Genomic DNA, 13,792 nt, shown 5'->3' with positions numbered 1-13,792 from the left:
CGATGGGGAAAGACTTAGTGATACCAGGGGACGAAACAGTACAGCCTTCAGAATTGAATGGAGACTGCCACTTCACCCGACCTCAAGCCTGAAAAGTGGGGACTACTTCGTATATACAGTCGGCTGTTCCTCAAATCGCTGACGACACCCGTCGCTACAGAAATAGTACGTCTTCCCTCCGTGCTGAACAGTAGCGACGGCGTCATCAGATGTGAGTTCCATCCCACAGACCGGATCGGTAGGCATTCATCAGAATGTTTCGGCGCCCATCCGAATGGTGATTTCGGAACGCTTCCAACACGTATCTATTAGGGAACGACGGAGAATTCGATGTTGACACTGATGATCAGGTTTTCTCTTCGACTCTTCCGGATTCTGGGCCATCTTGTCCCATTTGTGATACTCTTCCTTCGTGACCGACGTCGGTTTTTGCTCTTCGGACGCCCCCGTTCGATCTCTCGAGAGACGCACGCACAGCGTGCCCGCCGGCTTCGCGACGTGATGCTCGATCTTGGGCCGACGTTCGTGAAAATCGGACAGGTCCTCTCAACTCGTCCTGATATTGTCCCACAGGTGTACGCCGAGGAGTTCGTCACGCTGCAGGATGCGGTCCCGACGGGGCCGTATCGCGAGATGATCCCCGCGCTTGCAGACGATGTCGGCTATCACTCGTATGATGACTTCGATCCGGAACCGATTGCAGGTGGGTCACTGGCGCAGGTTTATCGAGCGACGTATCAGGGCGACCAAGTCGTTGTGAAGGTTCGACGGCCTGGCGTCAAAGATCTCATTGAGACCGACCTTCGCATCATCCGCCGACTCATCCCACTGGCGATGCTGCTTGCCCCGGAGCGCCTCCAGTTTTCGCTCCGGAACATGGCTGACGACTTCGAGCGCATCATTCTGGAGGAACTCGACTTCGAGCGGGAGGCTCGAATGATGGCGGAGATCCGGTCAAACTTCGAACGCGACGGCAACGAGACGGTCGTCATCCCACGTGTCTACCAGGATGTTTCCTCGGAACGTGTGCTCACCATGGCCTACGTTGAAGGGACGAAGGTCACCGACGTTGACGAACTCGAATCGGAGGACCACGACCCGAAACAGGTTGCGGAGGATGTTGCGAACGCGTACTTCACGATGGGGCTCGAGCACGGCGTGTACCATGGCGATCCGCATCCTGGTAATCTCGCCGTCGATGACGACGGGCGTATCGTCTTCTACGATTTCGGGATGAGTAGCCGCTTCACGCCGGCGATGCAGAACAGCGTCGTAAACCTCTATCTCGCTGCTGTCAATCGGAACGTGGATGGAATTATTGACGAACTCATCGCTCTCGGTGCGCTCGATCCTGACGCTGATCGGGCCGCCGTTGGGCACGTCCTTGAGTTAGTCATTGAGGACTTGGAGGGCAGCGAGACCGTGGACTGGCAGCAGATCATCAGCGAAGTGACCGGGATGCTCCACGAGTTCCCGTTTCGCATTCCGCCCGATATCATGCTCGTCCTCCGGGTGGGATCGATTAGTGAGGGGGTTCTCAGACAACTCGACCCGGAGTTCGACTTTCTCGCTGCGGCACAGACGTTCCTCCGCGAGCACGGGTTCATGGAACGAGCGGCCCGGATGAAACTCGAGGAGATTCGAGGTGAACTCGAGGCGTCGCTTTGGGCACTGCTTCGCCTGCCGACAAAGCTCGAACGAGAGCTGGAGGCACGAGCGGAAGAGCGGACGCGAGCCACTGCCCGGACTCAGCAACAGGACTCTCGCTCGCTCGGCTATGCGCTACTCGCTGCGGCGTCTCTTATCGGAACGGCGCTGCTTGCTGCTGCCGATCTTACCTATTCGCTAGTTGGCCTGGGAGTCACCCTCGTCTTCATCATCCTGTTCCTGACCTCGTCTGATCGGCTGACTCGATAGTTATCACCAGTCTCGCTACCGCTTCACGAGTCGCGCGAGTAACGACGTATCATCGTGGCGTTCGAGCGTCCCTCGGATCAACGGCACGACCCCAATGCGGTCGTCGTCCACTCTCGTGTAATCGACGAGTTCGAAGCGATCGTCAGTCCGAAACACCTCGTCCGTCTCTCGATTCAGATGACAGCCGCCAGCGACAGTGTGCCAAGCTGGTGCGAGCACATCGTGGGAAATCTCGACCGTCCCGTCGTCCCGGACGTGTTCGAGGAATCGGAATTCACCGCCTGGTTTCAGCACTCGCGCTACTTCGAGGAGTGCAGCCTCAACATCGAGAATCGTACAGAACACCAGCGACGCAATCACCACGTCGAACGACTCGTCTGCGAACGGCAATGCTTCAGCACCAGCGTCCTCGACCGCAATCTCCAGTCCGATCGCGGGCTCACTTGACCGCCTGTCGACGCATGTGTGGATCCGGTTCAATCGTGGATAGCGTGACAGCTGCCCCGTCTGCCGTGGCCTCGTTGAAATAGGGGAACATCGCACCCGTCCCCGCACCAAGATCTAGAACCGCACCGGAAATTCCGCTCGTGAGATATCGCCGATGTTCAGTGAGAACTGTTCGTTCTGCCGGTCGCATCACCGGGTCGTACAGTCGTGCAAATATCGGATGATGGGGCTTAGTCATCGACTTCTTCCGTTGCGGTCGCAGGATCTGTCTCGTGTTGTGATCCCGAGACATACGTCGCGTCGACGCTCTGGTTCAATCGTGAGAGGAACAATCGGAGTGCCGTCACGCCAGAGATGAGGGTTGCTCTCGTTTCGTGGTTCTGGTCCCGGAATTCCGCCGACGTGTACTGTTCCGTGTCGTCCTGTAAGGTTTCGACCATCCGGGAGAGTTCCTCGGTCAGCGGCTGCTCTTCGATATCATCTGCGTCGTCGACCGCGAGTAGGGGTACAGAGTCGGTTCGCTCTCGGTGTCGCTGCGTTCTTCGAGACGTGCCAGTTCCGTCGCGAACGTCCGGAGTAACCCGAGCGCCGTTTCGAGAAGGACGGCTTTGTTGAAACCCTTGCTGAGAAACATGATGAGTGAGTAGCGGGAGGGAAGATGGATGCCCTCTCGAAGTCACAGCTCCTCCGGTTCGTTGAACGTGCTATGGTGCTGGCTCGCCGTGCTGTTGCTCGGTTCTCGACACGCTATTCGCGGAAACGATTCACACTCCGCCAACGCGTCGTCTCGCTCTGCCTGAAAGTCAAGAAGACGATCACATACCGCGACCTCGTTGACGAACTCATCGAGATGCCCCGCATCCGTGACGCCCTTAATCTCAATTTGATTCCCGCACCCACGACACGCTGCAAGGCGTTCGACCGCTTGGAGATGGCCGTCTGGCGGGTGTTACTGAACGTCTCGCTCGCGGATTTGCCGGTCAACGGTGTCACTGGCATCGATGCGTCTGGGTTTGAACGAGCCCACACCTCAGCCCACTATACGAAGCGGACAAATCTCACGATACAACAGTTGAAGACGACACTGTTGGTCGATACAGCGACCAACGCCGTTCTCGACATTCACGTGACTACAACGCGGAAGCACGATACGCAGATTGCGCCACAGGTAGCGAAACGGAACGCGGCGTCCATCGCGGTGTTGACCGGTGACAAGGGCTATGACGACCAGAAGCTCCGGCGACTCGCCCGTGACCACGATATCCGGCCGCTCATCAAGCATCGTGAGTTCACACCTCTCCACAAGGCGTGGAATACACGGCTGGATAGCGACCTCTACCATCGACGGAACATGAACGAGACAGTCAACGCAGCAATCAAACTAAGATTTGGGGCGTTCGTGCGGTCACGCCGTTGGTGGAAGCAGTTCCGCGAACTCGTCCTCAAGTGCGTCGTTCACAACTTGGAACGAAGTCTCGCTATTTCACGCGATAAGTGCGAATGTCCGTGATTCTGAGAGGAGCGGACTGCTGAATATAGAGGATGTCTGCAGTAGACGGCCGGCGTTCGTTTCAGACGGTCTGCGACGGAACACCCGCTAGGTGAGTTTGCTTAGTTAACGCAAGTCATTGAAATCCTCAGGTAGATGTCAGTAGTATAGAGTCGTGCCTCATACAGGATGTATAGAGCCGTGTCTATCGATACTGAAATTTTGGGGGAATGATTAAGTAACCCTCAAAATCAACCTTCGAAATATGAAAAATATAGGAATCGTTCCGGTCGTGAAAAACAGAGGCATCAGTCCGGTCGTCCTCGCGATCGCTGGATTCGCGGCGATAGTGGTCGGGATCCATCAAGGAGTGCTGCACGTTGCACCGGGGTACCAGGGGACGATTAACGCCGGTGGGGAAGTACCCGGTCGAAGGGAGTGGTTGCTCGCAGGAATGGGGATCATTGGCATTGTTGGGGCGGCTGTCGCCCCCTGGAGGAAGCGTCTTTCCGTCGTGCCAGTGGCGGTCGGTGGAATCGTTCTGTTCGAGGCGTTCCGGACGATGTTTGTCGCAGCGAACGGGTTACGCTATCCGCTCTATACGGAAACGACGTATCCGTTCTCCGGTGAGCCCATCATGTTCATCTTCGGCGCTGAGCCATTCCTGCTCGTCGCCGGCGGTGGTTTCCTTGTCGGCGCTGGGATCGTTGGGCTGCGAGGACGGAGGACCCGAGAAAATCGCGACGAGATGTCGTCACCGTCATCGAGGGCAACGTAATTCCTGCTTCTTCCGTCTGTAGGTTCGATCCAGATCAGGAGGCAAGTGTTCCGAAGTTGCTTGCTATTTACAGTATTGGTCAGCGAACTCTACTGCTCTTCTTGACGGTCAAACGATGACAGGTCCGCAATGTAGCTACCGCCGGCGTCGCGATGAGCCTTGGTCCAAGATACGCCCTGTGTCTTCAATACCCTATTACTGTCATCCCTTGATAACGTAGCTTTCGTTACCTACATCGTCTGTACCGAACGATTCGATCCTCGCCAGGTGGCGAATGGCCAGTGACCGATACGCGCTATCTATTCAGCAGGATTCTGGAGACCTATCACTGCTAGAGGGTTTCAACAAGGCCGTCGATCCCTATGAATGCTGAGATCAGCGGTCTCTCCAGAGGCAGTCGCGGAGGGACGATACTGGGACCGCCAACCGTTTCAGAGGAACCACGTCCCTACGAGCCCCAATCCGACGGCGGCCGAGAGCACTCCGAAGCGGTCTGCCCACCGCTGGCCCCGCGCTGTTGTCCGTTCCATCGACATGGCGGCCGTAATGAGCAGCATCCACCCGATGTTCATCGACCCAACGACCACCATAAGCCCCATCCAAGCGCCACAGGAGCCAGAATCCTGCCGACCGAACTCCCACCCTGACCGCACGGCTGTCACGGTGTCGAGGTACTCCCGGTCGCCGAACAGGGTTACGGGGGTTGGACAGCGGCGCTTGGTCGGCGAGAACTGGACCGTTGCCACGGCGAGAAACGCGACGCCGAAGTAGAGCGGTCCCCCGGAGGTCGCGAGCGACGAGATGGGAACCACGACGTTCACTGCCAGCGGAACGACCCCGACTGCTACCCAGAGGAGCGTGTAGGTCGCGGCAAACGTTGTGACGTCGCTGATCGCCTCAGTCGGCGTTCCCCGCCCATGGCGGTCGGCGTACCACTGGAAGACGGCCGTCGATGTGGGATAGATCATCGCGACGATCATCAGCCCCCACATGCCGAGGTAGTGACCGACGCCGACGATGCCGTGCCCGTGCGTGGTCCCGATCGATTCCATGACGCCTGGACCGGACAGGAGCCCCAGCGGCTCGTGGTCGTGACCGAACACTGCTTGCTCGATTGGATCGTGGAGCACCAGTGCTGCCCACGCGAGGAGGGTGACGGTCGGATACCCGTCTCGGTGGCGACGAGTCCACCGTTCGAGCACGGTCATCGACCGTCAGTAGCGGAAGTTGCGTTCAGTGTCCCTTCCGTGGGTTCTCCAAGAGGTCGTTGTGAACGTCCACTCCAACTTCGACCGCGGAGTCGTTTTTCGCCCTGGCAATACACAGCAGGACGTACCCGTCGTCGCGGTGACGTTGCTTGAGCGCCCGTGGTTGGCGTACGTGGGTCGAGTCCCCGTCGAGCAGTCGACCGGTACACGTGGCACAGGCGCCGGTCCGACACCCGAACGGGAGGCTAAAATCGGCGTGTTCTGCGGCTTCGAGCAGCGTCTCGTCGGTGGCAGTTACGGTCGCCTCTCGGCCGTCACGCCACACCAATCTCACGGTAGCCATCGGTAGCGTGCGCAGCGATCGGGAGTAGGGTACGGCACTCCTCGGCTCACTCCCAGATGTCGCTCGTACAGTCGCCGTCGGGCCACCTGATCTCGTGCGCCCGGGCGGGCCCGTCGGGCAGGTCGCCGAAGTCGACGAGGAACTCCTCGTCGAGCGTCATCGTTCCCTTCCGGGGGTTTACGTCAGCCTTGAGCATCACCGACCCCCGCTCTGCCTCCTCCGGGAAGAACTGGTCATCCCACGACGAGTAGAGCGACGTCGTCCAGTAGAGGCGCTCGCCGTCGAGGCTCAACTGGAGCATCTGCGGCCCGGCGACCAGTTCACGTCCCTGGACCTCCTGACGGTCGCCGAAGTAGCCACCGATGGAGATGGAATCGGCGTACTGAGGGTTTGCAGGGTCGGAGACGTCGTACATCCAGACCTCGCCGTGAAGCCAGTTCGACCCGAACAGGTACCGATCGTCCATCGAGAGAAGGATGTCCGTCGGAAGCGCGGGTACTGGCATGTCCCAGTCTTCGTGGTCGCGGCTCTCGAAGTCGATGACCTTCTCCGCGTGCCACTCGCCGTCTCGCTTCCAGAAGCGGAAGATGTTCGACGACAGCGCCGCGTCGACGAACCCGTGGGCGTGCTCGGGGGTGTGGAGGAATCGCACTTCCAGCGGTATGAGCCCCTCCTCGCCGAGGTCGACCGTCTGTTCGACCGTCCGCTCCTCCCAGTTCCAGAACTGGAGTTCGTGACCGTAGTTGCCGGCCTCGACGTCGTCGAGATCGAATCCCGGCTGGTAGGTCTTCGGGGCTGCCCACTCCGAGGACACCATCGCGTTGTGCCGCGGCTGATACCAGAAGTCGTAGTTGAAGTCGATCTCGCCCTGGTGGTCCCACCGCCCGTTCACGTTCAGGTCCTCGTCCAGTTCGAGGAACCCACCGGGGAGGTCGCCGTCGGCGTCGCCCAGCATCGAGATGATGACGGTCCCGCCGCCGATGCAGTGAACGGTGTGGGGAGCGGACAGGTCGAGTTCGTTGACCGTCTCCGGCTCGATGACGTCCACCAGTTCGGGGTGTTCCCGGTCCTGCGCGTCGACGATGTGGATGCGCGAGGAGCGGTTCCCGGGGACGATGAGGTATCGCCGCTCCAACCCGCCGACGTGACAGGAGGACGAGCAGGCGTTCCATCCGAAGTGGTGGAGTTCGTCACCCCTGTTCGGCAGGTCGATACGGTCGGTGATCTCGCCGTAGTTCGACGATTCCGGGTCAAGGTCGACGACGGCGACGAAGTCGGGTTCGTCCACGTCCGTCCCGACGTGCGTTCCCACCACGTACGCGAGTGTCTCCGGTTCCGATCGCTCGATCGCGGCCTGTGGCGTCATGTAGCCGGGGCCGGTGTGCTCGTGCTGGTGTTCCATCTCTGTGTGCTCTTGTTCGGACATCTTCTGCGGAGGGTTCCCGCGATTTTTCTTAGTTACAAACTCCCCCTGTTCGGACAACCCCGGAGTACGGCGAGCACCTTGGACCTCCACGGACTTGGCCAATTCCGCCAGCCACGACCAGTCGAGGTACCACGGAATTACACGCCGACCGGGGCCTAATCGCACGTCCCGTTAGTCGAGTCGCCGCCCCATCCTAGTCGGGGTAGGATGGTTTGTATCGACTGACTCCGTCGATCATTCCTGAGCGATGAGGACATCGATGCGATGGGGAGGACAGTCCCCGTGCATCCCTCGTTTTCCTGCCGAAATCGAGGAGTTGAAGATCCGTGACTGGATCAACCGTTGATCGTGTATTCATACGACGACGCAATGGAACGGTAGGATAGCCGTACGATGGAAACTCACTCGGGGAGGCGCCAGTGATCGGCAGAAGAGACGGCCCATATGGAATACGCCTAAAGGTGATGTGAGATTCAAGCGGGATCAGGACGTTGAGAACACGGATTATGCCCGCTAGTGGCGATCCACCTGAATAGCCAGTTGCCAATTCTGAGGTTTCGGGACGAACGGGCTTGATCGGCCTGCTGATTATATTCACTACGGGTAGAAGATAGGTAGTGAGTGACGTCGCCGTTCATCCACCGTGAGCAACTCTTCGCTGACCGTTCAGGGCGTGCTGCGTGGTGCTCTGTACGCAGCACGCCTCACGAACGTTATTTATTTCGACAGGAGACGATCAGTAAACGGGCGGACGGCATCTTCGCGGTCGGCATCCTCGCTGGCACCGTCGGGATCACCATCACCGGGATCACGATAATATAGTGCCCTCCGGAGGTACTCAGTTAATACGCAGACTCACGAAGCGGCTGTTACGTGCGCTCTTGGTCAGAGGGGGACCCGACCGGGGCCATGTTGTCCGAGACTCCCTCATTCTCGGACATCCGGCGGCTCACAGTTAGGTGAGGCGCGCCGCTAAGTACAGGGGATGTACCAAGCAACACAGAGCAGATCACTTCACGGCTGATTGATCTCCTCAATTCGGTGAAACAGATGAGTGTATTATGGACGTGGTCGACCTACGTGGCCACTGTCAGATGCGACGTACTGACTACAGAGGATGTATGCAGTAGATGGTCGGCGTTCGTTTCAGACCGTCTGCGACGGAACAGCCGCTAAGTGAATCTGCGAATCGACCGATAGGTCCCCTGGTAAGAATGGACTTGGCTTGTATTCGGGGACGCAACCACGAAAAGTACTTATCACGTCTCTGAATTGATTGATGGTATGGTTCAGGAAGGGTCTCGTCGCGTGTTCCTCTCCGTGCTGGGAGCGACAGGGACGCTCTTCGTGAGCGGCTGCTTCGGGGCGGCATACGACGCAGGGCCCGGAACGTTGCTGCTCTCGAATCGCCACGACCGGAGCCATTCGCTGACCGTTTCCGTGATAACTGACGGGGAGACTCGATGGAACGAGGACTTCACCCTGTCAGCCGGGGGAAGGCAGCGGCGAGAGGGGTACATCGCTCAACCAGGCACGCATACGGTGGCAGTCGAAGCTGATACTGGGGACTCTTCCGAGATCGTCATAGAGTTACGCCCGTCTTCGGCTTCGTCTGCTGGAGTGACGGGTGACACGGTCGTGGTCTCATTGGACGAAGAGGGGGCACTCAGTCTCGGCGGAGCTATCTATGATTGAATGGCCTCTCCGAACGATTCCTGCTTGACCAGCACTACGTACTCACGCCACCACCCTGCTAAACCCAATACCGTCGGTCGTTATCGAGACCTGGATTCCAGATGCCTCGCTCTCCGGCGCGTCCCACTCGTATGAGTTCTGCTCTCCACCCTCGACGGAGACCTGAATCAGACACACCCCTCCCTCTTTAATTGGGTCGGGGTATCGCTGTTTGGCTTCATCAGCGAGTGTGACCGTATCCGACAGAATCTCTTCGGTATCGGCGGTACGAGTGACGGTTGTCGTAACAGTGAGAGTCGTTCCAGTGCCGTTGTATAGGCTAATATCCTGCATATGCCCGTTCCCGTACACACCGAGACACCCCGCAGAACACCCAGCCACGAGACTCGACGCGTGGAGGAACCGCCGCCGTGACAAGTGATACCCCATACATACTGACACATATATCTCGATAAATACTTTGTCTGTACTGAGCGTTCGTCTCCTTCCTCTCGCTAGGGTCGAGTCGTTGAGTATGCAGATTTAAATTGCGCGCAGGTAACGATTGAATATGATTCCTTCCCTCCGTCGTAGTCTCGCAGGTGCGACTGCGGCCGTCCTCGCCTACGTCCTCACGGCAATCCTCGCGGTTCCGTGGCTCCCACGACTTCTCGGCCGTGGCGGGAACTCTCCACGGAACCTATGGCCAGGGTACGAAACTGCAGGAGAGCCTGCGTGGGCAGCGATCGGATGGGTTCTGCTGGCTGCGCACCGGGTTCCCCTCCAGGTTGCATCCCCGGACAGCACGTTCGTCGGATATCTCCCGCTAGGGACCGCACCGTGGCTCTTCCTCTGTGGGCCGCTCGCGTGTTTCGTCGTCGGCGCCGTCGTCGTCCAGCACGCTGACGAGGACGCAGCCATCCCAGCCGCAGTCGGCGCATACCTGTTCGTCGGGTACCTGATCTCGATCCTCCTGGGCGCCTTCGTCTTCCGCGTCTCGACGGGTCAAACTCTCATCACGCCCGCGCTCTGGAACACGACCTCGCTCTCGTGGATGGTCGTCGTCCCGCTGGTTCCCCTGGCGTTCGGGACGGCCGGTGCGTACGTCGGCTCCGAGCCAGCCATCAAAGCCGCGCTTCCGACGTGGGGAACGCCAAGTTAGTACGGGTCCCTGTCGAGCAATACCTGACCTGTACCGGCCGATTCCCCTGAATGACGGCCTGATAACCGACTCCGGTCATCGGTCGTCGTTCACGTCCTCGATACTGATGAGGCTCGACGGAGGCTCGTCGTCGTCGAAGTACGAGCGAAGGGCGAGTTTCGTTCCGAGATAGGACGCGCCGACCAGCAACGCGAACCCGATGGGGACCCACAGAAGGAGAAATACGAGCCGAGTGGCCATGCTCGACGCTGGCTTCCCGGTTTGAAAACGCCTCTGAAGATATCGATAGGCTCCTTACCTGTACTCTGCGTTCGAACGGTGTCGTCACAGGTAATGTCTTCCAGACCGCGGTGCGTGAATCAACCGCTCAGTAGCCCTGTGTATATTAATGCATTCAGTGAGCTCCAAACACCATCGCACACTTCTTTGAGCGGTCTATTCTACTGCGTCAAGGGAGAATTGAATCTCGAAGGAGAGTTCCGACTCCTGTGCTCCGTCTGCCTCGTAGTCGAGCGAGCCGGTGATGCGAAATGTACCGGGGCCGGGCGGTACTGTGTACTCCGGGTGGTGAGTCGTGCTACTCGGGAGGATGTCGTACCGGTGAGTGATGCTCTGGCAGGGGTGGAGCTCCGTCAGTGAGCCGATGTCACAAATCACCAACCCGTCTTCGCTGAAAGTGATACATCCTTCCTCCTCGTACTCCCGCCAGAGCAGGAATTCGTCGCCTTCGACGGAATCTGCAAACACCGTCCCGAACGGCGGAACGGTGCCTGCGAACACCGTTTGGGTCGTCGAGCTCCTGTTCATCAGTTTCAGTTCTATCGCGCCGGGGCTCTCCTCGGAGACGACATCGTCAACGACAGCGGCACTGAACTTGACGGCAGGTTCGGGGACAGGCGTGCCGGACGAACCGGTGGTGCTTGTCGAGTTCGTAAGACCACCAACTTTGTATTCACCGTCCGAAGCCGTCGCACCTGTAGAGTCCGTGGATGGAGTTTCAGTCCTACGTTCACATGGTGGACTGGTTGTAGACGGTGGCGTGACTGTAGAGGTTGGCGTCCCGCTGGTTTCTGTTGAGGACGGTGTGCTACTTGTGTGTGGAGCCGATGACCCGAGACAGCCAGCTGAGAGGGCACCGAGGCCAGCGAGGAGGGTTCGACGGCGCATGAACAGGTCTGATATGCCAGCTGATAAGTATTTTCTGCCGATGCTGACTGTGAGATGATTCCAGTGTGATTCCTCGATTTCTCTGAACTGTACGGTTGGTCCTTCACCTGTATTGAGCGATTCTCCAAACCGTCCACCCTTCCCCCTCGTAACCGATACGCGCCCTGTATTCAGTACGGCGCTATCAACACCACAAATAGCCGATAGGAGCAACTGCGTTAGGTTTGCAGCCTACTGAGCGGTAGTTTCACGCAACATTGTGGCTGAACGGTGGGGTGGAACGGGACCGTCCGACTGGTCCTCACGTGTGCTCGCTGCTGGCTCAGAACAGTTCGACGGTCAGCCCCCGTGTTTCCACATCCTCGGCGAACGCTTGGGCGTCGGTTTCGATCGCGTCGAAGGTATCGTAGTGGACCGGAAGCACGAGTTCCGGCTCGACCGACTCGGCGAAGTCCGCGGCCTCGTGGCGGTCCATCGTGAAGTGACCGCCGATCGGCGGGATGAACACGGTCGCCTGGATGTGATTGTGCGCCGGGAGGAAGTCCGTATCGCTGGTGAAATAGACGGTCGTTTCATCGAACGTGAGCACGAGCCCGATGACCTCACGTTCGGCGTGGAACGGGTCGCCGTCCTCGTCGACGTGCTCGCCATCCTCTCGATTGTGTGCGGGGACCGCCTCAACATCGATTCCGGCGACCGACAGCGAGCCCTCGTAGGCCAGCGGGGTCACGTCGCGGTCGAGGTCGGCTGTATCGACCGCCTCGTAGACCACGATGTCGGCATCGTCGGCGGCGACCGCTTCGATCGCGTCGGGGTCGTAGTGATCGAAATCGTCGTGCGTGACGAACACGACGTCACCGTCCCTCGGCTCGTCTGCAAGGACATCACTCCATGGATCGATGTAGACGACAACGCCGTCGTCGGTCTCGATCCGGACGCTTGCGTGGCCGAGTCGCTCGAACGAAAGGGGGCCATGCTGAACGCTCATGGGTGAGTGTCGCTGGGATGCTCAATAAATCCACTCGCCCGTGGTTGCTGGCGTCAGGACGCGGTGATCAGCGCGATTACAGCAGGTCGGCGAGTGCATCGTCGCCTGTCGCGGCCAGTTCCCGGCGCACATCACGGCGCTCCTGCTCTATCCGCTGGCGGTCCCGCCAGTGGTCCCGCTGTTCGTCGCGTAGCTCCTCATAGAACGCGATGAGCCGGTCCTTCACCCGCTCCCGGGTCCCGTCGAGTCTCCCCCTCCCGATCGTGTAGAGGTGCTCGAACCGGTCCACATAGCGGTCAATCTGGCGTTCCAACTCAGTGACAAAGTCACCGTGCTGCCGGTTTCGAACTGCTAACTGCTCGTCGATCTGGGCCAGTTCCTGTTCCAGCCTCGCTTGGTGGTGGGCGTCCGCCTGTTCCAGCGCATCAGCGAGCGCTTCCCAAGCGGTAGGCTCGACCGGGGGACTACCGTCCAGGCCGTAGTCGAAGTAGTTCGCGGCCGTACCATGTACTGGTGGTCATCGCGTGGATGTAGCTTGGCGCGATCGGGCGTGTCCTTGCTCCCCTCGATGTGGCTGAAACCCCCGTTTTCGTTCGCGGTGAAGTCCGCGACGTTCCGCGAGAGGAGGTCGCCGGGCCGGGCGGCGGACTCGTACAGGACCAGGGTGAACGCCCGGTCACGCGTGCTTGAGAAGCCGCGTAGCAGGCGTTTCAGTTCATCGGTGGTGAAAGGCCCTCCAGGGTGACCGACGAGGCCTTCCGCCGCCCGTTTTTCACCGTGAAGAGGTCGACCTTGTCCGGGTGGTCGTGGCCGCCGTTCGCGAACTTGTAGAACTTCTTAACCGCACTGCGCATCGTCTCCTTCGACGTCTCCGCGTGGTTCGAGGACCGGTCAGGCCGGCGACGAGTTCCTTGAGCTCCGCCTCGGTGGCGCCGTACAACCGGAAGCCGTCGGGCGCGGACTTCCGGACGAGTGCCTTCCACGACCGGGCGTACCGCTGTTGCCGGACGTCGCTGATGCCCTGGGCGGCACAGCGGTCGAGGAACTCCCGGATGGCTTGAACGTTGGCCGGGACCAGCGAACTGGTTTCGAGGTTTGTGAGGGTGCGTTCGACATCGACGTACTGTGTTGTAGACATGGGTACAGTGCCACCGTTGGGTGTGGAAGGAGCTACGGGGACACCGGTGTGCAGT

Annotated in this window: 18 protein-coding genes; 6 read left to right on the top strand and 12 right to left on the bottom strand. The window is 59.4% G+C overall.

Annotated elements, in window-relative coordinates:
- Positions 1 to 102: 102 nt before the first annotated feature.
- Complete coding sequence (locus HUG12_RS09285; RefSeq protein ID WP_246308177.1) at positions 103 to 222, bottom strand: YHS domain-containing protein; 120 nt, start codon at positions 220 to 222, stop codon at positions 103 to 105.
- A 108-nt stretch (positions 223 to 330) separates the two neighbouring features.
- Here HUG12_RS09285 and HUG12_RS09280 point away from each other — a divergent pair, with 108 nt between their 5' ends.
- The gene (locus HUG12_RS09280; protein WP_179268485.1) at positions 331 to 1,917 is read left to right on the top strand and encodes an ABC1 kinase family protein; all 1,587 of its coding nucleotides are present in this window, start codon (positions 331 to 333) and stop codon (positions 1,915 to 1,917) included.
- Positions 1,918 to 1,932: 15 nt separating this feature from the next.
- Here the strand turns inward: HUG12_RS09280 and HUG12_RS09275 are convergent, their stop codons facing one another.
- A complete protein-coding gene (locus HUG12_RS09275) occupies positions 1,933 to 2,307 on the bottom strand; it encodes a class I SAM-dependent methyltransferase (protein WP_345777005.1) in 375 nt (124 codons plus the stop codon).
- 514 nt (positions 2,308 to 2,821) lie between these two features.
- Entirely contained in the window at positions 2,822 to 2,998 is a 177-nt protein-coding gene (locus HUG12_RS09270) for a hypothetical protein (RefSeq protein WP_179268484.1), read from the bottom strand.
- 24 nt (positions 2,999 to 3,022) lie between these two features.
- On the opposite strand from HUG12_RS09270, the gene HUG12_RS09265 reads away from it, so the two are divergent.
- Together HUG12_RS09265 and HUG12_RS09260 are read left to right on the top strand one after the other, a co-directional pair.
- Positions 3,023 to 3,874, top strand: a complete 852-nt coding sequence (locus tag HUG12_RS09265; protein WP_179268483.1) for an IS5 family transposase — start codon at positions 3,023 to 3,025, stop codon at positions 3,872 to 3,874.
- 244 nt (positions 3,875 to 4,118) lie between these two features.
- Complete coding sequence (locus tag HUG12_RS09260; protein WP_179268482.1) at positions 4,119 to 4,631, top strand: hypothetical protein; 513 nt, start codon at positions 4,119 to 4,121, stop codon at positions 4,629 to 4,631.
- Positions 4,632 to 5,062: 431 nt separating this feature from the next.
- Here HUG12_RS09260 and HUG12_RS09255 read toward each other — a convergent pair whose 3' ends face one another.
- The 3 genes from HUG12_RS09255 to HUG12_RS09245 are packed head-to-tail and all read right to left on the bottom strand — an operon-like array spanning position 5,063 to position 7,608.
- Positions 5,063 to 5,839, bottom strand: a complete 777-nt coding sequence (locus tag HUG12_RS09255; RefSeq protein WP_179268481.1) for a DUF2182 domain-containing protein — start codon at positions 5,837 to 5,839, stop codon at positions 5,063 to 5,065.
- Between the two features lie 25 nt (positions 5,840 to 5,864).
- A complete protein-coding gene (locus HUG12_RS09250) occupies positions 5,865 to 6,182 on the bottom strand; it encodes a 2Fe-2S iron-sulfur cluster-binding protein (RefSeq protein ID WP_179268480.1) in 318 nt (105 codons plus the stop codon).
- A gap of 46 nt (positions 6,183 to 6,228) precedes the next feature.
- Positions 6,229 to 7,608, bottom strand: a complete 1,380-nt coding sequence (locus HUG12_RS09245; RefSeq protein ID WP_179268479.1) for a selenium-binding protein SBP56-related protein — start codon at positions 7,606 to 7,608, stop codon at positions 6,229 to 6,231.
- Between the two features lie 1,284 nt (positions 7,609 to 8,892).
- On the opposite strand from HUG12_RS09245, the gene HUG12_RS09240 reads away from it, so the two are divergent.
- A complete protein-coding gene (locus HUG12_RS09240) occupies positions 8,893 to 9,303 on the top strand; it encodes a hypothetical protein (RefSeq protein ID WP_179268478.1) in 411 nt (136 codons plus the stop codon).
- A gap of 42 nt (positions 9,304 to 9,345) precedes the next feature.
- On the opposite strand, the gene HUG12_RS09235 is transcribed toward HUG12_RS09240, so the two are convergent.
- The gene (locus tag HUG12_RS09235; protein WP_179268477.1) at positions 9,346 to 9,732 is read right to left on the bottom strand and encodes a hypothetical protein; all 387 of its coding nucleotides are present in this window, start codon (positions 9,730 to 9,732) and stop codon (positions 9,346 to 9,348) included.
- A 121-nt stretch (positions 9,733 to 9,853) separates the two neighbouring features.
- Here HUG12_RS09235 and HUG12_RS09230 point away from each other — a divergent pair, with 121 nt between their 5' ends.
- Complete coding sequence (locus HUG12_RS09230; protein ID WP_179268476.1) at positions 9,854 to 10,444, top strand: hypothetical protein; 591 nt, start codon at positions 9,854 to 9,856, stop codon at positions 10,442 to 10,444.
- 75 nt (positions 10,445 to 10,519) lie between these two features.
- On the opposite strand, the gene HUG12_RS09225 is transcribed toward HUG12_RS09230, so the two are convergent.
- Both HUG12_RS09225 and HUG12_RS21705 read right to left on the bottom strand, forming a co-directional pair.
- Positions 10,520 to 10,684 carry a hypothetical protein gene (locus HUG12_RS09225; RefSeq protein WP_179268475.1) on the bottom strand — a complete coding sequence of 55 codons (165 nt, stop codon included), beginning with the start codon at positions 10,682 to 10,684 and terminating at the stop codon, positions 10,520 to 10,522.
- Positions 10,685 to 10,879: 195 nt separating this feature from the next.
- The gene (locus HUG12_RS21705) at positions 10,880 to 11,224 is read right to left on the bottom strand and encodes a hypothetical protein (protein ID WP_246308175.1); all 345 of its coding nucleotides are present in this window, start codon (positions 11,222 to 11,224) and stop codon (positions 10,880 to 10,882) included.
- Here HUG12_RS21705 and HUG12_RS21700 point away from each other — a divergent pair.
- Positions 11,211 to 11,669 (top strand): hypothetical protein, encoded by a 459-nt coding sequence (locus tag HUG12_RS21700; protein ID WP_246308174.1) that lies wholly within the window; start codon positions 11,211 to 11,213, stop codon positions 11,667 to 11,669. The genes HUG12_RS21705 and HUG12_RS21700 overlap by 14 nt on opposite strands.
- Before the next feature lie 264 nt (positions 11,670 to 11,933).
- Here HUG12_RS21700 and HUG12_RS09215 read toward each other — a convergent pair whose 3' ends face one another.
- From HUG12_RS09215 to HUG12_RS09205, 3 genes are all read right to left on the bottom strand, one after another.
- Positions 11,934 to 12,599, bottom strand: coding sequence for an MBL fold metallo-hydrolase (locus tag HUG12_RS09215; protein ID WP_179268473.1), 666 nt, complete (start codon positions 12,597 to 12,599; stop codon positions 11,934 to 11,936).
- A gap of 76 nt (positions 12,600 to 12,675) precedes the next feature.
- Positions 12,676 to 12,912, bottom strand: a complete 237-nt coding sequence (locus HUG12_RS09210; RefSeq protein WP_179268472.1) for a hypothetical protein — start codon at positions 12,910 to 12,912, stop codon at positions 12,676 to 12,678.
- A 397-nt stretch (positions 12,913 to 13,309) separates the two neighbouring features.
- Positions 13,310 to 13,453 carry a hypothetical protein gene (locus HUG12_RS09205; RefSeq protein WP_179268471.1) on the bottom strand — a complete coding sequence of 48 codons (144 nt, stop codon included), beginning with the start codon at positions 13,451 to 13,453 and terminating at the stop codon, positions 13,310 to 13,312.
- Positions 13,454 to 13,792 lie beyond the last annotated feature (339 nt).

This window comes from Halorarum salinum, from assembly GCF_013402875.1.
In the GTDB taxonomy this organism is placed as follows: Archaea; Halobacteriota; Halobacteria; order Halobacteriales; family Haloferacaceae; genus Halorarum; species Halorarum salinum.
The sequence above is the reverse complement of the archived record's forward strand: the minus strand, read 5'-3'. Positions and strand labels throughout refer to the sequence as shown.